General features: G+C 73.7%; 22 protein-coding genes and 1 riboswitch. Of the genes, 6 read left to right on the top strand and 16 right to left on the bottom strand.

The features are described from left to right. Nucleotides 1–7: 7 nt before the first annotated feature. Nucleotides 8–1,429, bottom strand: a complete 1,422-nt coding sequence (gene pdxR, locus F4556_RS15890) for a MocR-like pyridoxine biosynthesis transcription factor PdxR (RefSeq protein ID WP_184915926.1) — start codon at nucleotides 1,427–1,429, stop codon at nucleotides 8–10. Between the two features lie 50 nt (nucleotides 1,430–1,479). Here pdxR and F4556_RS15885 point away from each other — a divergent pair, with 50 nt between their 5' ends. Both F4556_RS15885 and F4556_RS15880 read left to right on the top strand, forming a co-directional pair. After that, nucleotides 1,480–1,959 (top strand): carboxymuconolactone decarboxylase family protein, encoded by a 480-nt coding sequence (locus tag F4556_RS15885; protein ID WP_184915924.1) that lies wholly within the window; start codon nucleotides 1,480–1,482, stop codon nucleotides 1,957–1,959. A 59-nt stretch (nucleotides 1,960–2,018) separates the two neighbouring features. After that, nucleotides 2,019–2,831, top strand: coding sequence for an isocitrate lyase/PEP mutase family protein (locus F4556_RS15880; RefSeq protein ID WP_184915921.1), 813 nt, complete (start codon nucleotides 2,019–2,021; stop codon nucleotides 2,829–2,831). Here F4556_RS15880 and F4556_RS15875 read toward each other — a convergent pair. The 12 genes from F4556_RS15875 to F4556_RS15825 all read right to left on the bottom strand — a co-directional run bounded on the left by F4556_RS15875 (nucleotide 2,828) and on the right by F4556_RS15825 (nucleotide 13,664). Next, the gene (locus F4556_RS15875; protein WP_184915918.1) at nucleotides 2,828–3,052 is read right to left on the bottom strand and encodes a hypothetical protein; all 225 of its coding nucleotides are present in this window, start codon (nucleotides 3,050–3,052) and stop codon (nucleotides 2,828–2,830) included. The two genes, F4556_RS15880 and F4556_RS15875, sit on opposite strands and share 4 nt — an antisense overlap. A 48-nt stretch (nucleotides 3,053–3,100) precedes the next feature. Then, on the bottom strand, nucleotides 3,101–4,210 hold the full coding sequence (locus tag F4556_RS15870; protein WP_313068320.1) for a cytochrome P450 family protein: 1,110 nt from the start codon (nucleotides 4,208–4,210) through the stop codon (nucleotides 3,101–3,103). Further along, complete coding sequence (locus F4556_RS38220) at nucleotides 4,174–5,580, bottom strand: cytochrome P450 (RefSeq protein ID WP_246511029.1); 1,407 nt, start codon at nucleotides 5,578–5,580, stop codon at nucleotides 4,174–4,176. Before F4556_RS38220 ends, F4556_RS15870 begins: the two co-directional genes overlap by 37 nt. Then, a complete protein-coding gene (locus F4556_RS15865) occupies nucleotides 5,577–6,185 on the bottom strand; it encodes a GTP-binding protein (protein ID WP_184915912.1) in 609 nt (202 codons plus the stop codon). Before F4556_RS15865 ends, F4556_RS38220 begins: the two co-directional genes overlap by 4 nt. Next, nucleotides 6,163–6,504, bottom strand: coding sequence for a DUF742 domain-containing protein (locus F4556_RS15860; RefSeq protein WP_184915909.1), 342 nt, complete (start codon nucleotides 6,502–6,504; stop codon nucleotides 6,163–6,165). The genes F4556_RS15865 and F4556_RS15860 overlap by 23 nt, the downstream gene beginning before the upstream one ends. A 34-nt stretch (nucleotides 6,505–6,538) precedes the next feature. Continuing rightward, a complete protein-coding gene (locus F4556_RS15855; RefSeq protein ID WP_184915906.1) occupies nucleotides 6,539–6,952 on the bottom strand; it encodes a roadblock/LC7 domain-containing protein in 414 nt (137 codons plus the stop codon). Continuing rightward, nucleotides 6,936–8,123 (bottom strand): ATP-binding protein, encoded by a 1,188-nt coding sequence (locus F4556_RS15850; protein ID WP_246511564.1) that lies wholly within the window; start codon nucleotides 8,121–8,123, stop codon nucleotides 6,936–6,938. The genes F4556_RS15855 and F4556_RS15850 overlap by 17 nt, the downstream gene beginning before the upstream one ends. A gap of 162 nt (nucleotides 8,124–8,285) precedes the next feature. Then, nucleotides 8,286–10,511, bottom strand: coding sequence for a SpoIIE family protein phosphatase (locus F4556_RS15845; RefSeq protein ID WP_184915901.1), 2,226 nt, complete (start codon nucleotides 10,509–10,511; stop codon nucleotides 8,286–8,288). A 202-nt stretch (nucleotides 10,512–10,713) separates the two neighbouring features. Then, nucleotides 10,714–11,844: a PP2C family protein-serine/threonine phosphatase gene (locus F4556_RS39450; protein ID WP_184915898.1), complete on the bottom strand. Its 1,131-nt coding sequence runs from the start codon at nucleotides 11,842–11,844 to the stop codon at nucleotides 10,714–10,716. A gap of 85 nt (nucleotides 11,845–11,929) precedes the next feature. After that, nucleotides 11,930–12,139: a hypothetical protein gene (locus tag F4556_RS15835; RefSeq protein ID WP_184915895.1), complete on the bottom strand. Its 210-nt coding sequence runs from the start codon at nucleotides 12,137–12,139 to the stop codon at nucleotides 11,930–11,932. Between the two features lie 122 nt (nucleotides 12,140–12,261). Then, the gene (locus F4556_RS15830) at nucleotides 12,262–12,840 is read right to left on the bottom strand and encodes a TetR/AcrR family transcriptional regulator (protein WP_184915892.1); all 579 of its coding nucleotides are present in this window, start codon (nucleotides 12,838–12,840) and stop codon (nucleotides 12,262–12,264) included. Beyond that, nucleotides 12,840–13,664 (bottom strand): alpha/beta fold hydrolase, encoded by an 825-nt coding sequence (locus F4556_RS15825; protein WP_184915889.1) that lies wholly within the window; start codon nucleotides 13,662–13,664, stop codon nucleotides 12,840–12,842. Before F4556_RS15825 ends, F4556_RS15830 begins: the two co-directional genes overlap by 1 nt. A 102-nt stretch (nucleotides 13,665–13,766) precedes the next feature. On the opposite strand from F4556_RS15825, the gene F4556_RS15820 reads away from it, so the two are divergent. Next, nucleotides 13,767–13,964, top strand: coding sequence for a tautomerase family protein (locus tag F4556_RS15820; RefSeq protein WP_184915886.1), 198 nt, complete (start codon nucleotides 13,767–13,769; stop codon nucleotides 13,962–13,964). A 39-nt stretch (nucleotides 13,965–14,003) separates the two neighbouring features. Here the strand turns inward: F4556_RS15820 and F4556_RS15815 are convergent, their stop codons facing one another. After that, nucleotides 14,004–14,294 (bottom strand): YiaA/YiaB family inner membrane protein, encoded by a 291-nt coding sequence (locus F4556_RS15815; RefSeq protein ID WP_184915883.1) that lies wholly within the window; start codon nucleotides 14,292–14,294, stop codon nucleotides 14,004–14,006. Nucleotides 14,295–14,509: 215 nt separating this feature from the next. Next, nucleotides 14,510–14,674, top strand: a riboswitch (cyclic di-AMP (ydaO/yuaA leader). Between the two features lie 11 nt (nucleotides 14,675–14,685). Between F4556_RS15815 and F4556_RS15810 the strand changes: the two genes are divergently transcribed. Next, nucleotides 14,686–15,510 (top strand): M23 family metallopeptidase, encoded by an 825-nt coding sequence (locus F4556_RS15810; RefSeq protein WP_313068319.1) that lies wholly within the window; start codon nucleotides 14,686–14,688, stop codon nucleotides 15,508–15,510. A gap of 43 nt (nucleotides 15,511–15,553) precedes the next feature. On the opposite strand, the gene F4556_RS15805 is transcribed toward F4556_RS15810, so the two are convergent. Beyond that, nucleotides 15,554–16,429, bottom strand: coding sequence for a hypothetical protein (locus tag F4556_RS15805; RefSeq protein ID WP_184915880.1), 876 nt, complete (start codon nucleotides 16,427–16,429; stop codon nucleotides 15,554–15,556). Nucleotides 16,430–16,554: 125 nt separating this feature from the next. Here F4556_RS15805 and F4556_RS15800 point away from each other — a divergent pair, with 125 nt between their 5' ends. Together F4556_RS15800 and F4556_RS15795 are read left to right on the top strand one after the other, a co-directional pair. Next, nucleotides 16,555–17,292, top strand: a complete 738-nt coding sequence (locus F4556_RS15800) for a sensor domain-containing protein (protein WP_184915878.1) — start codon at nucleotides 16,555–16,557, stop codon at nucleotides 17,290–17,292. Nucleotides 17,293–17,381: 89 nt separating this feature from the next. Beyond that, entirely contained in the window at nucleotides 17,382–18,077 is a 696-nt protein-coding gene (locus tag F4556_RS15795; protein ID WP_184915875.1) for a class I SAM-dependent methyltransferase, read from the top strand. Here the strand turns inward: F4556_RS15795 and F4556_RS15790 are convergent. After that, complete coding sequence (locus tag F4556_RS15790; protein ID WP_184915872.1) at nucleotides 18,074–19,000, bottom strand: hypothetical protein; 927 nt, start codon at nucleotides 18,998–19,000, stop codon at nucleotides 18,074–18,076. The genes F4556_RS15795 and F4556_RS15790 overlap by 4 nt on opposite strands. Between the last annotated feature and the right edge of the window lie 28 nt (nucleotides 19,001–19,028).

The raw sequence follows: 19,028 nt of genomic DNA, 5'->3' as shown, positions 1-19,028 counted from the left end.
CGCCTGATCAGAGCGAGACCAGCGTGCAGAGCGCGTCCAGCGCCCCGGGCCAGGCCCGTTCGGGCGGCGTGCCGTAGCCGATCACCAGGGCTGACGGGGCGTCCGGGGCGGGTCCGGCGGAGTCGGCGCGGCAGCCCGACATGGTGTTCAGTGCGAGGCCCAACCAGCCCGCCTGCCGGAGCAGTTCGGCATCGGTGAGCGAGCCCGGCGGCAGCTCCAGGACGGCGTGCAGCCCGGCCGCGATCCCGGTCACCCGGACCTCGGGAGCCCGTTCGGCCAAGGTGCCGATCAGCTGGTCCCGGCGGCGCCGGTAGTGCAGGCGACAGCGCCGGATGTGCCGGTCGAAGCCGCCCGTGGTGATCAGCTCGGCCAGCGTCAGCTGGTCCATCACCCCCGACTGCCCGTCGGCCAGCTCCTTCTGCCGCATCACCGGTTCGACCAGCGCGGCGGGCAGCGCCAGCCAGCCGAGCCGCAGGCCGGGAGCCAGGCTCTTGCTGGCGGTGCCCGCGTAGACCACCCGCTCCGGGTCCAGCGCCTGCATCGCCCCGACCGGCTGCCGGTCGTACCTGAACTCGCCGTCGTAGTCGTCCTCGATCACGATCCCGCCGGTCTCCCGGGCCCAACTCACCGCCGCTGCCCGCCGGTTGGCCAGCAGCGGGACCCCGGTCGGGAACTGGTGGGCCGAGGTGAGCGCCACCGCCCCGGCGTCCAGCCCGCCGAGCAGGTCGGTCCTGGCCCCGCCCTCGTCCAGCGGCAGCGGCACGGTGGCCAGCCCGGCGGCGGTGATCACCGCCTGCTGGGGCGGCAGCCCGTACTCCTCCACCGCGACCGCGCCGACGCCCCGTTCGCGGAGCGCCCCGCAGAGCAGCGCGAGCCCCTGGGTGTACCCGGCGCAGATCAGGATCCGCTCCGGGTCGGTGCGCACCCCGCGCACCCGCGCGAGGTAGTCGGCGAGCGCCCGGCGCAGTTCGATCCGCCCGCGCGGGTCCGAGTACCCGAGCGCCTCGTGCGGTGCCACTGCGAGCGCCCGGCGCGCGGCGGCCAGCCACGCCGAGCGCGGGAACAGTGCCAGATCCGGCCGCCCCGGCATCAGGTCGAACCGTACGGCCGGGGTCCGCTGCGGTGTACTCGGCGCCGTGCTGACCGTGGCCGCCCCACGTTCGGCCACCACCGTCCCCGACCCCTGACGGGCCGTCAGCCAGCCCTCCGCCGTCAGCAGCGCGTACGCCTCCGCCACGGTGTTCCGGGCGATCCCCAGGTCCGCCGCCAGCACTCGGGACGACGGCAGCCTGGTCCCGGCCGCGAGCCGCCCGTCCCGGGCCGCCGCCCGGAGCGCGTCCTCCAGGGCGGCGCGCAGACCGAGCCCACGCGCCCGTCCGGCCGACAGGTCCAGGTGCAGGTCGCCGCCGAAAGTGGCCCAGGATTCCATCGCCCAAATGAACCATACGAGCGGGCCGCAGCACACCTAGGGTGAAGATCATGACGAACGCACCGAAGGACTACGTGGCCGCCCCCGAGCAGCGCTTCTCGATGCCCGAGCTCTCCCCCGAGTGGTACCGCGCGATGATCGGCCTGGACGCCGCCTCCCGGCCGCTGGTGGACCCGGTGATCGGCGAACTCGTCCGGACGCTGGCCTCCGCCATCAACGGCTGCGCGTACTGCCTGGACATGCACACCGCGGACGCCCGGAAGGCGGGCGAGCAGGAGCACCGGCTGTACGCGCTGCCGGCCTGGCGGGAGACGCCGTTCTTCACCGCGAAGGAGCGGGCCGCGCTCGCGCTGACCGAGTCGGTCACCCGGCTGAGCGAGGGTCACGTGCCGGACGAGGTCTACGAGCAGGCGGCCAAGCACTTCGCGCCGAACGAGCTCTCCCAGCTGCTCGCGGTGATCATCTCGATCAACTCCTGGAACCGGATCGGCGTCACCTGCCGCCTCAGCCCGGCCCCCAAGCAGAGCTGACCCGTTCAGGTCCGAAAAACGCCGGTCCGATCCCGGGCCGGACTGACAGGGTAGGGAGCATGACGACCACTCAGCAGGCCAAGGCCGAGCTTCTGCACGCACTGCACGTCCCCGGGAAGCCGTTGGTGCTCGCCAACGTCTGGGACGCGGCGACCGCCCGGCTGGTCGCGGCCGCCGGAGCCCCCGCCGTGGCCACCGCCAGCGCCAGCGTCTCCTGGACCAGGGGCGTCGCCGACGGCGGCGGCCTCGACCTGGCCGGGTCGCTGGCGCAGACCGAACTGGTGGTCAGGTCGGTGGACGTCCCCGTGACGGCCGACCTGGAGGACGGCCTCGCCGAGGACGCGCCCGGGGTCGGCCGGACCGTCACCGAGCTGCTCGCGCTCGGCGCGGTCGGGATGAACCTGGAGGACAGCCGCGCAGCCGGGCTGCGCCCGGTGGCCGAGGCGGCCGAGCGGGTCGCGGCAGCCCGGGCGGCCGCCGACGCGGCTGGCATCCGGCTCTACCTGAACGCCCGCACCGACGTCTTCCTGTTCGGCACGGGCGCCGTCGAGGACGCGATCGAGCGGGCCCGCGCCTACCTGGCGGCGGGCGCCGACGGCATCTTCGTCCCCGGCCCGACCGACCCGGCCGTGATCACCGAACTGCTGGCCGCCCTGCCGGGCGTCCGGCTGAACGTGGGTGGCGGCGCCGGCGCCCCCAACGTCGCCGACATGGCCCGGCTCGGCGTCGCCCGGATCAGCCTCGGCCCCGGCCTGGCCAGGGTCGCGTACGCGGCGGTCCGCCGCGCCGCCGAGGAGGTCTACGGCTCCGGTAGCTACGACTCCCTGACGGGCGGTCTGGAGTACGGCGAACTGAACGCGCTGTTCGACTAACCCCGGGGTACCACCGCGTACGCCCCGCACACCGGGGTCGCGGCGGACGCCTGCTTGCCCACCAGCGGAATGCTGCCGAGCTGCTCCACGCAGGTGCCCGCCGCACCGACGGGGTGGTCGCTGCTGAGCTTGCCGCCCATGTTGTTGTCCGCATGGGCGGCCGGCGAGGCAAGGGCCAGACCGGCCATGGTGAGGGCGGCAAGCGCCGTGATCTTACGCATGGCCGGTCCAACGACCGCGCTCGGAAAAAGTTGCACTCCCCCCAGGTCTCAGCTGGTGCGGACCGTCAAGGTCTTCACGCTGTTGCTGACGAACGACGCGATCGGCTCAGTGACGGCCCCGTCGGCCAGGCGGAGTGCGGGGAAGCGGGTGAAGAGCTGCCGCAGCGCCGTCTCCGCCTCCAGGCGGGCGAGCCCGGCGCCGAGGCAGAAGTGCGGGCCGTGGCCGAGCGAGAGGTGCTTGGCGGGCTTGCGGGCGAGGTCGAACCGGTCCGCGTCCGCGAAGTGCTCCTCGTCGCGGCCGGCCGAGGCGTACGAGGCGATCAGCGCCTCACCCTGACGGATGGTCACCTCGCCGACCTCGATGTCCTCGGTCGCGTACCGCAGCGGGAACTGCCCGACCGGCGAGTCGTACCGCAGCGTCTCCTCGACCACCGCGGCCCAGGAGTACGTCCCGTCCAGCACGGCCGCGAGCTGCGCCGGGTGGGCGAGCAGGGCCCGGACCGCGTTGGTGATCAGGTTGAGCGTGGTCTCGTGCCCGGCGATCAGCATCAGCAGCAGGGTGCCGACCAGCTCCTGCTCGGTGAGCCGGTCGTCGTCGGCCCGGGCGGCGATCAGATCCGTCGTCAGGTCGTCGCCCGGTTCGGCCCGCTTGGCCGCCACCACCGAGGCGAGCAGCGCGAACAGGCCCTGCTGCGCGGCGACCGCGGCGGCGGGGGTGGCCGAGCTGGAGACCAGGGTGTTGGACAGCTCGTGCAGCTCGTCCTGCTGCTTGGGCGGCAGGCCGAGCAGTTCGCCGATCACTTGCATCGGGAGCGGGTAGGCGAAGTGCTCCCGCAGGTCGAAGTCGCCCTCCAGCGACGCGACTTCGTCGAGCAGCAGCGCGGCCCTGGCCTCGATCGCGGGGGCGAGTTCGGCGATCCGGCGCGGGGTGAAGGCCTGGGTGACCAGCCCGCGCAGCCGCCGGTGGTCCTCGCCGTCGGCGGTCACCATGCCCGGCACCGTGACGAAGTTGAGCAGCGGCCAGCCCTGCGGCAGGCGGCCCTCCCGGAAGGTGGTCCAGAGCTGGGGGTTCTTGCCGACCCGGGGGTCGTTCAGCAGGGTCTGGAGGGTGTCGTGCCGGGTTATCGCCCAGACCACCACCCCGCCAGGGAGCTCCACCAGGACCGCGGGCCCGGCCGCCCGGAGGCGGGCGTTCTCGGCGTGCTGGTCGCCTCCGAAGGGGTCGAGACGGATGGGGGCGACGGAGGCGTCCATGCGGGCCTTTCGGAGGGGGGAGTGCGCGGCGGCGTGAAGGCGCTGTAGAGCACCGGCAGGGAGACCAGGGCTCGCGACCAGGGGGACGGACGCCAGGCCAGTTCGTGGCCGGGGACGGCGAGTTGGAGATCGGGCAGGCGGTGCAGCAGGGTCTCCACCGCGGTCTCCACGATCAGCCGGGCGGGCTGCTGGGCCGGGCAGACGTGCTTGCCCGCGCCCCAGGCGAGGTGTGCCCGGTTGCCGCCGACGCCGTCGGGGGTGAGCACCGAGGGGTCGGCGTTGGCACCGGCCAGGCCGAGCACCAGCATGTCGCCCGCGCTGATGTACTGGCCGCCGAGCACGGTGTCGCCGGTGGCCCAGCGGCCGGGGAAGTTCTGGGTCGGCGGGTCCCGCCAGAGCACCTCGTCGAGGGCGTCCGAGACGGTCAGCCGACCACCCGTCAGGGTGGCTCGGAACCGGCGGTCGGTGAGCAGCAGCCGGAGCGTGTTGCCGGTCCAGTTGATGGTGGTCTCGTTGCCCGCGACCATGATCACCACCAGGTGGTGCACCGCCTCCTCGTCGGTCATCGCGGCCTGGTGGGCCAGCAGCCAGGAGGTCAGGTCGGCGGCGGGCCGCTCGCGGCGCTGCCGGACCAGGTCGAGCAGGATCGCCTGGAACTCGGCGTTGGCCCGCACCGACTTGTCGCTGCTGTCCACGAAGTGGCTGATCAGCTCGACGATGTGCGGCCCGGCCGCCGCCGGCAGGCCGATCAGCTGGGTGAACACCATCAGCGGCAGCCGGCGGGCGTACTGGGCGATCAGGTCGGCGGTGCCGTCCGGGCCCCAGCCGTCGATCAGGGTGTCGGCCGCGGCCTCGGTGGCCTGCCGGAGCTGCCGGTGGTCGACCCGGGCCAGCGTCTCGGAGACCGCCGCCCGCAGCCGCTGGTGCTCGGCGCCGTCCAGGTTGAGCAGGGTGGGCCGCCAGGAGGTCATCGGCAGCAGCCGGGAGTCCGGCTTCAGCCGGCCCTCGGCCGGCACCCGCCAGCGGCGCGAGTCCTTGGAGAACAGCTGCTCGTTCCGGGTGAGTTCGAGCAGTTCGGGGTAGCCGAGCACCAGCCAGGCCTCCACGCCCGGCTCCAGCTCGATCGGCGCCACCGGGCCGTGCTGCTCGCGCAGCCGGGCGTACAGACCGTGCGGGTCCTCGGCCACCGCGGCGCCGAAAAGAGCCGCCGGCCGGTGCGCCGGGCAGCCGGGCGGGGGCACCGCGGCGGCCGTCTGCGGCTGAGGGGTCGTCATCGCTGGAGCTCCAGTACCGCGGTCGAGTGCAGGTGGTCGACGAAGTCGATCAGGACGTCGTACGAGGCCCGGCGGTCCCGGGCGTCGCACTTGAGGATCGGGACCTCGGGCAGCAGGTCGAGCGCCGCCCTGAGCTCCTCCTCGGGGTGGTCCGGGCTGTCCGGGAAGGTGTTGACGGCCACCGCGAACGGGATCCGCTGCTCCTCCAACTGCCCCAGGACGTCGAAGCTCTCCTCGATCCGCCGGGCGTCCACCAGCGCGATCGCTCCCAGCGCCCCGCGCGAGAGGTCCTCCCAGAGCGGCCAGAACCGCTGCTGGCCCGGCGTGCCGAAGAGGTAGAGCGCGAGCCGGGAGTTGAGGGTGATCCGGCCGAAGTCCAGGGCCACCGTGGTGGTGGTCTTGTCGGGCCGTCCGGTCAGGTCGTCCACGCCCGCCCCGGCGGCGGTCATGGTCTCCTCGGTGCGCAGCGGGGCGATCTCGCTGAGCGAGCCGACCAGGGTGGTCTTGCCGACCCCGAACGGTCCGGTGACCAGGATCTTCACGGCGCTCTGCACGGTGTCGGGCAGATAGGCGGGCCGGGGCTCAGCGGAGTTGGCGGAGGCCAAGGAGCACCTCCTCCAGGAGGGTGGCGGGCAGGCGCTCGGCCTGCGGCACGGGGGGACGGACCAGGACGGCGCCGAGGTCCCAGAGGTCGCCGATCAGCACCTTGACCACGCCGAGCGAGAGCCGCAGGTGGGCAGCGATCTCGGCGACCGAGAGCAGTTCCTGGCAGATCGTCAGGATCCGCTGCTGCTCCCGGTTCAGCCCGGCGGGCTCCGGGGTGTGGCCGGGCACGGTGGCGACCAGGCTCTCCAGGGCCAGCACGTTCCGGCTCGGGCGGCTCCGCCCGCCGGTGATCACGTACGGCCGGACCGGGCCGCTCATGCGACCACCCCGCCGCGCCCGTTCAGCGGGCCGCTCACCTGGCGCCCCCGGCCGCGTGTTCGGCCCGGGGCGGGCTGGTCAGGTGGCTGCCGATCCGTTCGACCAGCACCTGCATCTGGTACGCCACCAGGCCCGCGTCCACCGCCTCGCCGGTCACCACCGCGAGGTGCGCCCCGGCCCCGGCCGCCACCACGAACAGGTAGCCGCCGCCGTACTCGACGATGATCTGCCGGGTGCTGCTCTGCGGGCCGCCGAAGCCGTGCGCCACGCCCCTGGCCAGCGACTGCAGGCCGGAGCAGGCGGCGGCCAGGCGCTCGGCGTCGTCCCGGGCGATCCGCTCGCTGCGACCGATCTCGAGACCGTCGTTGGACACCACGATGGCGTGCTGCACCTCGGGGACGGTGACGATGTCGGCGAGCAGCCAGCCGAGGTCAGGATTCGGGGTCATGGGAGTCTCCGGAGCGCTGGGGTTGGGGGAAGTCGGGGTACTGGTCCTGCTGGTGCCGCGCGGCCGACCGGCCGCTGGCGGTGCCGGCCTGGAAGAGCGACATGAACGTCTGCGCCTCCCGGGCCGTGCGCGACGGCACGGGGGTACCGCCGAAGCTGGTGGCCGGGGGTTCGGCGCCGGTGCCGCGCCGGTTGGCCCGGCGGGGCAGCCCGCCCTGGCCGGTCCTGGCGGCGGGCGGCCGGTCGGGCAGGGCGCGCCGCTCGGTGGAGGGCGCGGTCGGGGTCGGCAGCGGTTCGGTGAGCAGCGCGGTCGGCAGCAGCACCACCACCCGGACCCCGCCGTACGGCGAGGGCGCCGAGCTGAGGGTGACCCGGAAGCCGTACTGCTCGGCCAGCCGGCCGACCGCCGCCAGGCCCAGCTGCGGGACCTCGCCGAGCCGGGAGACCTCCAGCTCCGAGCCGCCGGCCAGGGCGGCGGCGGCCTTCTGGATCGCGTGCTCGGGCATGCCGACGCCGGCGTCGTCGATCTCGATCACGGCGCCGTTGTGCACCGGCATCAGGGTGACGAAGACCTGGGTGCTGGGCGGGGAGTAGCGGGTGGCGTTGTCCAGCAGTTCGGCCACCGCGTGGATCAGCGCCTCGGCGGCCGCGCCGACCACGGCGGTCTCGGTCCGGCTGCTGATCACCACCCGCTGGAACGGCAGGATGCGGGACTGCGCGCCGCGCACCACGTCCTCCAGCGCGACCGGCTCGGGCCAGTGCCGGCCCGCCCGGGCGCCGCAGAGCACGGCCAGCGTCTGGGCCAGCCTGGCCTGTTGGGCGGCCGCGTGGTCGGCCCGGAGCAGGCCCTCCAGCAACTCCGGGTCGTCGTGGGTGCGTTCCATCTCGTCCAGCCCGGCCTGCTGGTCGTGCGCCATCACCAGGATCCGACGGGCCACGCTGAGGAAGGCCCGCTGGGTGGAGGAGTTCAGCTCCTGCTCCTGCTGGACGGCGGCGCTCTCGGTGCTCCGGCGCTCGGCCTCCACCCGGACCTGCTCGCGGAGTTCGACGTTCGCCCGCTCGCTCTCGGCCAGCCCGGACCGCAGGGTGCGGCTGACCGCGTGGTACCGGGCGGCGGCAAGGAGGGCGAGAACGGCGATGGCAGCGAGGGCCGCACCGAACCACTGAGTCATCGTCACGCGGCGAATTCTAGGGTGGTGATCCTACGGAAGTATGAACGTATCTGACGTTCAGTGATCTGATCCGGTCAAATTGTGTGAGGACCGCCCGCTCGGCGCCCGGAAACCGCAGGTGGGCGGCCGTGTACCGTCAACTCTCGTTACCGGCAAGTAGTTTCAGTCGGCGGGCAAGGTCCGGTGCAGCAGGAGCAGCGCGACGTCGTCCGGCCGGGAGTGCCGTTCGGTCACGTTCAGAGTCAGCAGGTCGGCCAGCTCGCCCAGCACGCCGTCGGCACCGGCCCGCTGCGCCCCGCCGGTCCGGCGGCTCCACAGCTCCAGGCCGCCGATCATCCGCTGCACCGAGTCGTCGTAGTCCTCGCCCCGGTCCTCGACCAGGCCGTCCGTGTACACCAGCAGGGTCTCGCCCTCGGCGAGCCGACCCACCGTCAGCGGGTAGTCCCCGGACGGGTCCACGCCCAGCGGCGGGCCGCCGGGCAGCTCCAGCTCGACCGCCCGGTGCCCGGTGATCCGGACCGGCGGCGGGTGCCCGGCCCTGGCCCCGTCGAGCTGCCCGGTGACCGGGTCAAGCGTCAGGTAGAGGCAGGTCGCGAACAGGTCGGTGTCCAGCTCGGACAGCAGCCGGCTGGTCCTGGTCAGGGTCGCCGCCGGGTCGTGCCCGTCGGTGGCGTACGCCCGCAGCCCGCTGCGGAGTTGGCCCATCACGGCGGTGGCCTCGGCGTTGTGCCCCTGCACGTCGCCGATCACCAGCCCGATCCGGCCGTCCGGCAGCGGGATCAGGTCGTACCAGTCGCCGCCGATCTGCATCCCCTCGGTGCTCGGCAGGTAGCGCGCGGCGGTCGACACCCCGGGCAGCTTCGGCAGGCTGCGCGGCAGCATCGCCCGCTGCAGCTCGGTGGCCCGGTAGTGGTGGGTGTCGTACAGCCTGGCCCGCTCCAGCGACTGGGCCAGGATGCCCGCGAACGCCGAGTACATGGTGCGGTCCTCCCGGCTGAAGGCCCGCTCGGTGGCGAAGGTGATCAGGCAGGACCCGACCTGCCGCCCGGACGCCACCAGCGGCAGCACCGCCCAGGCCGCCGGGGCCAGCGGATTGCCGGTGGCCCGCTGCCCCGGCTCGCTGAACAGCGGGACGGCCCGGGCCAGCGCGGACTGCATCACCCCGGCCGAGAGATCGTGCAGCCGGCTCAGCTCGGTCCGGTACGGGCCGCCGAACACGGTGTGCGAGACCGGCAGCAGCCGACCCTCGTCCACCAGGTCGAGCACCAGGCTGGCCGCGCCCAGCGCGGGCCTGGCTATGTCCGTCATCGCGGTGGTGACGTCCCGGACGCTGACCGCCCGGGACAGCGTCCTGGTCAGCGCCAGCAGCAGCGCCGACCTGGCACCCGCGACCGGCCCGTCGGAGGCTCCCGGGTCGGGATCGGCGGCCCCGCCGGTGCGCTGACGGTCGCTCAGCAGGCCGGCCACCCGCACCGGGCGGCCGTGGGTGTCGAGCATCACCTCGCCGTCCTCCTGCACCTGCACGCTGCTCCCGTCGTCCCGCCGGACCCGGTAGCGCAGCCGGTACGGGCCGCCCGAGGCGAGCGCCTCGGCCATGCCCGCCTGGAGATCCGGCAGGTCCTCGGGGTGCACCAGCTTGGCCAGGTCGGGCGCGGGCGCGGTCTCCGCCTCCGGCGGCGCGTCCAGCCCGAACAGCCGGTACGCCCGGGCGTCCCACGCGGTCTCGCCGGTGACCAGGTCCCGGTCGAACGCCCCCGCCCCGGCGGCCAGCGCCGCCAGCGCCAGCACCGGCTGCCGGGTCGGCACCCCGCCGGCCCGGACGCCGGGCGGCAGGTGGTGCTCGGCGGCCTGGACGTGGTCGATCAGATGGGACAACCGGTGCGCGACGGCCTCCGCCAGGGTCTCCAACACGTCGATGTCGCGGCGCGGCACGGTGCCCCGATGGGCCAGCGCCAGGGCCAGCACCCCGATCGCGACCCCGTCCACCACCAGCGGCATGACCGCCAGCGCGACCAGCCCGGTGCCCCGGCCCGCCAGCGTGTTCGGGTAATCCGTGCTGGTCTGCTCCGGGCTGAGCAGCACCGTCTCGCGGCGGCGCAGCGCGAGCGCCGCGGGCAGGTCGGACGCCGGGTCCACCAGGCTGTAGTGCTCGTGCGCCCACTCCGGCAGGCCGTGCGAGGCCGCCAGCCGCAACATGCCCTCGGCATCGATCAGGTACAGCGCGGAACCCTCACCGGTGATCCAGCCCGGCCCCTCGGCCAGGATGGTGCCCAGCAGCTCGGTGGCACTCCCACTGCGGAGCAGCAGCCGCACGCACCGCATCGACGTCCGCGAACCCTGCACCCGGGTCTCGTCCTCCGGCGGCAGCCATGGCGAGGTCAGGTCCATCGGAAGCCCCGCCCTTCCGCTCGCTCATCAGCCCTGGGTAATGGTGAACATCCTATTTGCTCACCCCTCATTCGGCGGCTCCGGACACTCTCGGCACAAGGTTCGGAAGACAGGGGCTCGGGGAACTGCGACGCCGACCTCATACAAGGTGATCCGTGCGTAGATGGGTAGGCACTTTCGCAGTGAGTGCAACTTTCGGCAGTCAGTTGCCTGCGCCGAGGCGCCGGAGCACGACCAGCGTCCGGTCGTCCGCGACGTTGCGGGCCACCGTGCCGAGGAGTTCCGCGGCCGGGTCGCCGCCGCCGTAGCGGAGCAGCGGCGCCGCCGCCCGGAGCAGCCGGGCGATCCCGTCGTCGATGTCCTCGCCGGGGACCTCGACCAGGCCGTCGCTGTAGAGCAGCAGGGAGTCCCCGGGCGCGAGCCGGCCCACGGTGGCTGGGTAGGGGGCGCCGGGCAGGATGCCGAGGGCCGGGCCGCCGTCGCCGACCAGCAGCCAGCTGCCGCCGGACTCGCGACGGTACTGGGCGGCCGGCGGGTGGCCCGCGGTGAAGAGGCGGTAGCCGCCGTTCGAGGGGTGCAGGGCGAGGTGGACGGCGGTGGCGAACTCCTCGTCCCGGTCGAGCCTGGCCAGGAAGTCGTTGGCGGTGGGCAGGAAGGACTCCGGCGGCACCGAGCCGAGCAGCATGGCGAAGGCGCCGGACAGGTGCATCGACCGGGCCGCCGCCCGACTGCCCTTGCCGGAGACGTCCACCAACAGGACCTCCAGCAGGTCCCGGTCGGGGCGGTGCGCGGAGAGCAGGAAGTCGCCGGAGAAGAAGGTGCCGCTGACGGGGGCGAGGGCCTGGTGGAACCGCCAGTCCAGCAGCCGGTCGGGCAGTCGGCCGAGGGCGGTGGTGCGCTCGGAGAGTTCCAGCAGCATCGAGTCGCCCCGGGAGCCGCGCAGCCCGAGCCGGCTGCGGTAACGGGAGGTCAGCAGCACCACCAGGGCCGAGGTGCCGACCACCCAGGCGGAGCCGGGGGTCACCCCGAACGGTTCGCGCAGCCACCAGCAGGCGAGCAGGCCGAGTCCGACCCCGGCCAGCAGGCCGACCTGGCGCCGGGTGTGCAGCAGGAAGCCACCGAGGATCAGCGGCAGGACCAGGGCGGAGGGCGGGCAGCCGGTCGGGGCGGCGATGGCCAGCAGCGAGAGCACCGCGACCAGGACCAGCAGCAGACCGAGCGCGGCCTTCTCGGCGGCCGGGTCGCCGTCCAGCAGCTGGTTGGACCAGCGGCCGGCCGGGCCACGCCGCAGCCGCCCGGCGAACTGCCGGGCCATCGTGGTGACTGCGGGCACCTGACCTCCGCCGGGGCTGACCTTCCGTCAGCCCAATCTAGCGTCAGATGTCCGGTTCATACCTTTTATTGGCGGCCGATCGGCCTCACTGGCCGTCGCACTCGCCGTACGAGTACTGGGCTCCGGCGGCGACCGGACGCAGCGAGCGGGCGCCGAGCAGGATCTGCAGGAGGCGGCGGGCGGTGCCCGGCTCCGGTGCGGCGACGGCGGCCGGGGCGGCCGGCGCGGCGACCGGGGTGCGCTGGACGGGAACGTGAGCGGTGGTGGGGCGGGCCGTCCGTGCGGTCTGCGTCATCTGCCCACATCCTTCGTGCTGGTGCCAGGCGAGCTGCCTGCAGACTGCCAGTGTCGGCGGGCAACGGCGACGGAATGGTCTCGAAAACCACCCGAACGGATACCGTTCCGACGAACTGAGGTTTATCCCTTTTGGGGCCAGGCCCGCAAGCCCTCCACCAGAACCCGGATCAGCCGCTGCCGAGTCACCGTCAGGTCCGCCGCCAGCTGGAACGCCCCGCCCGCCGAGAGCGAGGCGAAACCGTGCGCCGTCGAACGGACCGCCCGGGCGGCGTGCACCGACTCCTCGCCGGTCAGGCCGTAGCCGTTCAGCACCGCGATGATCACCCCGACCAGCCGGGCGGCGGCCTGGGTCAGGTCCCGGTCCGGATCGGGGGCCTGCGGCAGGGCCGCGTACCGGCGCGGGTGCTGCTCGGCGTAGTCCAGGTAGGCGTTCAGCAGGGCGGTCATCGCCTCGTCCCCGTCGGCTCCGAGTCCGAGCACGGACGCGGCCAGCCGCTCGGCCAGCTCCTCGGTGACCCGGACGGCGATCAGCCGGCGCAGTTCGGTCAGGCCGCCGGTGACGTGCTTGTACAGCGAGGGGGTGGCGACACCCGCCCGGCCGGCCACGGCGGCCAGGGTGAGGGCCTCGGGGCCCTGGGCGTCGATCAGCTCCAGGGCGTGATCGACCACGGCGGCGGGGGTGAGTCCGGCCCTCGGCATCAGGCGACCTCGTGCAGGAAGGGGAGCAGGGCGTCGGCGGTGGCCTGCGGGAACTCCGCCATCGGGTAGTGCCCGGCACCGTCGATCATCACCTTACGGGCCTTCAGTGCCGCCGCCTGACGGTCGGCCACCACGGCCGGGTCGGGGAAGTCCGGGTCCTGGCTGCCCATCAGGACCAGGGCCGGGCGGGTCACCCCGGCGGTCCAGCCGATCGGCGCGGAGTCGCCGTTCACCTGCCCGCGGGTGGCGACCTTCCGGCCGGGGGTGCGCAGGGCGGCGACGGCCGCCGCCCGGTACTCGGCGAGGTCGGCGGGGCCGCCGCTCGGGTGGGCCTTCTTGAGGTAGGCGCCCCAGGCGGCGGGGAACTGCACCACCAGGGCTCCGAGCACCTTGACCATGGCGCGCTGGACGGCGGTCGGCGGCAGGTTCTCGATGAAGGCGTCGATCAGGGCGATGCCGGCCACCCTCTCGGGGGCGAGCGTGGCGGCCTTGACCACGGTGGCGCCGGTGTAGGAGTTGCCGACCAGGGCGGCCCGCTCGATGCCCAGGTGGTCGAGCAGGGCCAGGGTGTCCTGGGCGATCGCGGCGGGGGAGTAGTCGTCCCAGGCGATCGAGGACTCGCCGAAACCGCGCAGGTCCAGGGTGATCACCCGGTGGCCGGCGGTGGTGAGCAGCGGGCGCAGGTGCCGGTACACCGCGCGGGAGTCGAGCATGCCGGGGAGCAGGACGACCGGCAGGCCGGTCTCGGTGGCGGTGTCGTCGTAGGCCAGTCGGCCGCCGGGGACATCCAGGTACTGGGTGGTCAGCGTCTGCGTCATGTCCATAAAGCTAAGGCTAATAGCCTTAGCCGTCAAGGGGTGTCCGGAGTCGGAAAGCGGTGGGATAGCGTGCGAGTGATCGCACCGCACCGAACCTGAGGGGTCGTCATGCCGTTCATCAACGTCAAGCAGCTGGCCGGTCGGACCGTGGAGCAGCGGGCCGAGATCGCCCGCGAGCTCACCGAGACGTACGTCCGGATCACCGGCGTGAGCCCGGCGGCGGTCACCGTGGTGATCGAGGAGATCCCGCTGGAGAACTGGGCGGCGGGCGGGGAGACCTATGCCGCCAAGCGGGCCGGCAGCTGATCGGTTGCCGGCCCGGGCGCCGAGCGGGCTGAGCCCGGGTCAGATCCCGTCCACCCGGAACGGGTCGTGCTCGGCGAGCAGCTTGTCCAGCCGGGCCTGGTCGACCCGGCTGGCGATCTCGCCGACCTCCTGGCGGTCGCGGATCACCTTGGCGAGCGTGAACGCCGCGGTGATCTCGTAGAGCAGGCCGACCGCCAGGAAGCCGCGCATCCAGGGGTCGACCGGCAGGTAGACGATCCCGATCGCCAGGGCCGCGGTGGCCAGGGCGAAGGACAGGACGGCCTGCAGGTAGTAGGCGTTGGTGGTCCGGGGCTGCATCGAAGCGCTCATGTTCCGAGGGTCTCCAACTCCCTTGCCGGGCACCTGAGTACGGATACTCAACCGGTCGTCGCGCACCGTCACCGAGTAGCTGAGCAAAAGCCGCATTCCGGTCACGGGTCGTCAGAAGATATGGACTGCACCTCTCAAGCCGCTTGGAATCATGGGCTCCTAGGATTAACGTTTGATAACGCAGCGCGGTCGGCAACGCCGTACCAGAACGGCACCGTGCGCCGTCGCCTAATCCTCAGGACCCGCCTTCACCGGTGGGTCCGGGAGCCGGGGAACCACCGTTCCTTGGGGTGAATCGGCCGGGTCCCAAAACCCGGTCGTAGGAGACCTTCCTGCTCCGAACCCGTCAGCTAACCCGGTAGGCGAGAAGGAAGGAAAGGAGCGCGCCTCCGTGGCGTCGTCGCACTCCCAGGCACACCCTCGTACCGACTCGGGCAACCAGCTGCTGCTGGACCACCCGGATGCCGCCAGGCACCGGATGCCCCGTCAGCCCCGCTCCGGCGGTCCGCTGATCGGTGTCACCGCGATGACCGCCGCCCTCGGCGCCACCGCCTTCGCCGCCGGCCCGGCCGCCGCTGCCCCGCAGCCGCCCGCCGTCGCGGCCGCCGACTCCGCCGAGCAGGCCGAGCAGCAGCACCTGCTCTCCGCCGACCCCGGTCTGGCCCTCGCCGCCCGGATCCAGCTCCAGGCCGACGGGCAGCGCACCGCCGCCGACGAGTCCGCCCGGCTGGCCGCGGCCCAGGAGGCGGAGGCCAAGCGGGCCGCCCAGGAGGCCGAGCTCGCCGCCCAGCAGGCCGAGGCGAAGCGGGCCGAGCAGCGCACCGCGTTCACGGCGCCGACCAGCAACTACGAGCTGACCGCCCACTACGGCCAGTCCGGCTCGTACTGGTCGCACCTGCACACCGGCCTGGACTTCGCGGCCGCCACCGGGACCCCGGTCACCGCGGTCGGCGCGGGCACCGTCACCTCGGCCGGCTGGTCCGGAGCGTACGGCTACCGGGTGATCGAGACCCTGACCGACGGCACCGAGATCTGGTACTGCCACCTCTCCGCGATCGTCACCGCCTCGGGCGAGGTCGCCCCCGGCACCGTGCTCGGCAAGGTCGGGGCCACCGGCAACGTCACCGGCCCGCACCTGCACCTGGAGGTCCGTCCGGACGGCGCCGCCCCGGTCGACCCGCTGGACTGGCTGCGCGAGCGCGGCATCAACCCCTGACGCACCGTCGGACCGGGCCCGCCACCGCGCGGGCCCGGCTCCGTCAGTCGCTCTGTTCCGCCTGCGAGGCCTGCTCGGCGAGGTACGCCTCGATCTCCTCGGTGCCCGGCTCCGGAGCCAGGTCCGGGTACTCGTGCACCAGCAGGGCGGGCAGCCCGGGGACGGTCCAGTCGCCCAGCAGCCGGAGCGCCTCCTCGGCCACCGCGGCCTCGAAGCCCTCGAAGTCGCCGGACAGCTCGTCCGGCATCGGCAGGCCGAGCGCGTTCAGCCCGGCCAGATTGCGGTAGCTGCGCTGCATCAGCCGGTTCTCCAGCAGTAGCCGGGCGCCGTCGGTGGCCATCCCGATCGAGATCAGCCGCTGCCGGCCCCAGCCGCCGTCGGCGTCGATCTCGTCCAGTTCGGTCAGCGCGCCGAACGCCTCGGCCCGCTGCTCCGCCGTCAGCTCGCGGAAGCCGTCCAGCCAGGCCCGGACCGCCGCCGGGTCGGCGGTGTCCACCCCGTCCACCCGGAGCAGCAGCGTGTACAGCCGCGGCCAGGTGACCAGGTGCGGCTGCCGGAGCAGCCCGCAGAGCAGCTCGCCCTGCCAGTCCACCTCGGCGTGCAGCCGCTCCTGCCGCTTGGCGTTCAGCCGCTTGGCGGCCCGCTGATGGTCGATCAGCAGCCCGACCGCCCGCCCGTACGCGCCGGGGTCGGACGCGGGCTGCACGTACATGTAGATCCGCTCGTACAGCAGCTGCTCGACCACCGGCGAGCTCAGCTCAGGCCAGCCGTCGTGCATCCGGCCGTCGCCCAGCTCCAGCAGGGCCAGCACCGTCCGGACCGCCTCCACCGGGACGGGCTCGAGACCCTGCTCGGCCGCCCACCGGAGCAGGTCGTCGGCACGGGTACGCGGGCTGAGCCGGAGGTCGTCGTCGTTCACCCCCGTACGGTATCCGGTGCCGGGACCGCAGGCCGTTCGGCCCGGACCGGGGTGGGGTTCTCCCTACCCCCGGTCCGCCGGTGGACCTCATGTCGCCGACGGCGCCGATCGGGCACCTTTGAGGGGTGGGCAGCGAGCAGGACAACCAGACCGAGGAGCCGGTGATGACCAGTCAGACCTTCCCGTACGCCGAGCGCGACAGCAGCAGCCGGGTGCACCCGAGGTTCTGGCGGGCGCCGTTCGCCGCCGCCACCTACCGGGAGGTCGGCTTCGTGCTCGGCTCGCTGCCGATCGCGATCCTCGGCTTCACCTTCGTGGTCGCCTTCTTCTCGCTCGGCCTCGGCCTGGTGCTCACCGCGCTCGGGCTGCCGGTGCTCGCCCTGCTCACCTCGGGCTCCCGGGGCTTCGCCGCGCTGGAGCGGTACCGGGCCGGCACCCTGCTCGCCACCGAGGTGGCCGCACCCGCTCCGGTGACGCAGTCCCGGCCCGGTTTCTGGGGGGCCGTCACCGCCCGGCTGGCGGACAAGGCGGGCTGGAAGTCGGCGCTGTACCAGGTGCTGATGCTGCCCTGGAGCATCCTGAGCTTCACCCTCACCGTGACCTTCCTGGTGACCGGCTGGGTGGTCGCGCTCTACCCGGCCTACCACTGGGTGTTCGCCCGCTACACCGACTGGCCGGGCTACCGGGTCTTCGACTACACCACCGACGCCGGCGTGCACCACGAGTACTACCTCACCTCGGCCGGCGACCTCGCGGGCGTCTCGCTGCTCGGCCTGGTGCTGGTCTTCCTGACCCCGGCGCTGATCCGCGGCCTGACCAACGTCTCCCGGACAGCGGTCAAGGGGCTGTGCGGCGGCCGCTGACCGGATGCGACCCCGCCACTCCCGTGCTGCGATGAACAGGCCCGGTACCGCTCCCCGGTACCGGGCCTGACGCATCCTCGGGAGGCCCGGTGCACACCCCCAGCACGCTGATCACCTCGCGCCCGCTGGACGAGTACTGCGGCCTTTTCGGCCTGACCCGGGCCGCCCTGGCCGCCCTGCCGGGACCGGTCCTGGACTGCCCCGGCGGCGCGGCCGGACTGACCGCCGAGGCCCGCGAGCTCGGCGTCACGGTGATCGCCACCGACCCCGCGTACGCCGCTCCGCTGCCCGAGCTCACCGCACTGGCCAGGGCCGGGCGGGACAGCATGGCCACCCACCTGGCGGCGGCCCCCGACCGGTACCTGCCCTCCAGGCACCTGCGGCCCGAGCGCTACCTGCGCAGCTGGGACCGGGCCCGCCGGCTGTTCGCCGCCGACAGCGCCGCCCGCCCCGAGCGGTACGTGGCTGCCGCGCTGCCCCGGCTCCCGTTCGCCGACGGCTCGTTCGCGCTCACCCTGAGCGCGTACCTGCTGTTCGCCTACCCGGAGCTGTTCCCGCCCGAGCGGCAGCTCGCCGGGCTGCTCGAACTGGTCCGGGTGACCGCCCCGGGCGGCGAGGTCCGGGTCTACCCGCTGCACGACGGCGCCAGCCGCCCCTGCCCGCACCTGCCGCGGCTGCGCTCCGGCCTGGGGGAGCGTCAGGTGTCCAGCGAGCTCGTCCGGTTCGCCCGCCCGGGCGACGGCCGGACCCGCCGGGTGCTGGTGCTCCGCCGGGCCGGCCGTTAGGACTTGGCCTGGGCAGGGCTCGGGACCGGGGCGGGGAGCTTCTTGAGGATCTCCTCACCGACCACCCGGCGGCGCGAATCCTTGGGCGCGGTGCGGAAGTTGCGCAGCTTGTCCTCCACCGCGAAGCGCAGGCTGCGCTTCTCCTCGGGGGTCAGCGGGAGCTGCAGGACCGCCTCGCGGGCCGCCAGCAGGGCCTGCAGCAGCTCGAAGGCGGACAGGTCGCTTCGGATCGCGCCGATCACCAGCGGCAGGTTCTCGTGGTCCGGCCGCCCCTGGAACAGCGCCAGCGCCTGTACCCGCAGGCCCTCGGTCTCGGCCTCGAACAGCCGCCTGACCTCGGCCGGGGTGAAGTTCAGCTCCTTGGCCCGGCGGACGGTCTGGCCGACCGAGTCGGCCAGCGTCTGCCGGTCGGCGGTGGACAGCGCGCGGGCCAGCCGCAGCCGGGTGAGCAGCCAGCCGGAGAGGAAGCCGAGCACCGTGAAGTACACCGCGAGCGAGGCCGCGAACGCCGACGCCCCGCTGCCGCCGCCGACCACCGGGGCCAGCGCGTCGCCGAGCTGCGCCAGCCGGCGCGGCAGGGTGCCGATCTGGGTCAGCCCGGCGCCCAGCAGGATCTTGGTCAGCCAGTCGGAGACCTGCTCCAGGTTGGTGTTCGGCGCGTAGCTCCCGGTGGAGGTGGCGCTCAGATCGGCCGGCTGGGCCGCCGCCCCGCTGGTCAGCAGTCGGGGGATGCCGAACAGGAACCCGGCCCCGCCGCCGACCATCATCGAGCTGGCCGCCACCACCAGGCCGCCGCCCAGCGCCGCGGGCCAGTCCTCGGCGGCCGAGGCGTACAGGCCGAGCCCCAGCACGCCGGCCCCGACCACCGCCCCGAGTCCCGCCCGTACAACCGGTGCCAACTCCCCGTGACGTTCCAGTTCCACCGCACACCCCTCCCGCTGCCCGAACCGC

Origin of the sequence: Kitasatospora gansuensis (genome assembly GCF_014203705.1) — a bacterium.
In the GTDB taxonomy this organism is placed as follows: domain Bacteria; phylum Actinomycetota; class Actinomycetes; order Streptomycetales; family Streptomycetaceae; genus Kitasatospora; species Kitasatospora gansuensis.
The sequence above is the reverse complement of the archived record's forward strand: the minus strand, read 5'-3'. Positions and strand labels throughout refer to the sequence as shown.